This window comes from Syntrophomonas sp. UBA5494 (assembly GCF_002426325.1).
In genome coordinates this window covers 26393-27015 of record NZ_DIPG01000010.1, presented here as the reverse complement: position 1 = coordinate 27015, position 623 = coordinate 26393, and the positions used below count along the sequence as shown (strand labels likewise).

Genomic DNA, 623 nt, shown 5'->3' with positions numbered 1-623 from the left:
CCTTTCCATAATACCCTCCCCCGCCGGCTTGGATATTCAGCCGGCCCTTCCTCATCCCGAGAATCAAAGCGGCCAGACGCGCTCCCCCCACCTTGGCTATCCGCTCCATAGGGGCATTTTCAAGGATATCGATTTCACTGGAAAAGGCCTGCCATAGGCTTTGCAGGGTACGGGGCCCCACTCCCGGCAAATCTTTCAAAGGAACCCGGTAACGATAAAGGGGCCGGCCCACCGGGTGGTGCGGTTCGTCATAGTCGCGGATACTGACGATGCGGTCATACACCCCCATCACCACGTCTGTACCCCCGCAGACCGGGCATTTGAGGATCGGAGCCTCTTCAACCGCAATGCGCCGGCATTTATTGCAATAGGTGCGGTGGTATTTCCCCAGAAGGGGGTCCATGCCAAAATTAGCAGCCACATTGCGCCCCGAGGATTTGTACAGACACAAGCGCAGCTCTTCGAAATTCTTGTTTTGCATGCGCAACAGATTGAACTCGCGCCCGATGTTGCCCGAGGAATGGGCGTCAGAATTGGATAGAAAGCTCACCGGGCGGGTTTCCGCAATGCAGTCGGCCATATCGGTGTCGGCGCTGAGGCCGAGTTCCAATACCTTGATCTGC

The 623-nt window shown here is 57.0% G+C and carries 1 pseudogene; it reads right to left on the bottom strand.

Annotated features, from left to right (window positions below):
- Positions 1-623 (bottom strand): annotated as a pseudogene (locus B3W37_RS01280) (endonuclease Q family protein); the annotation flags it as partial.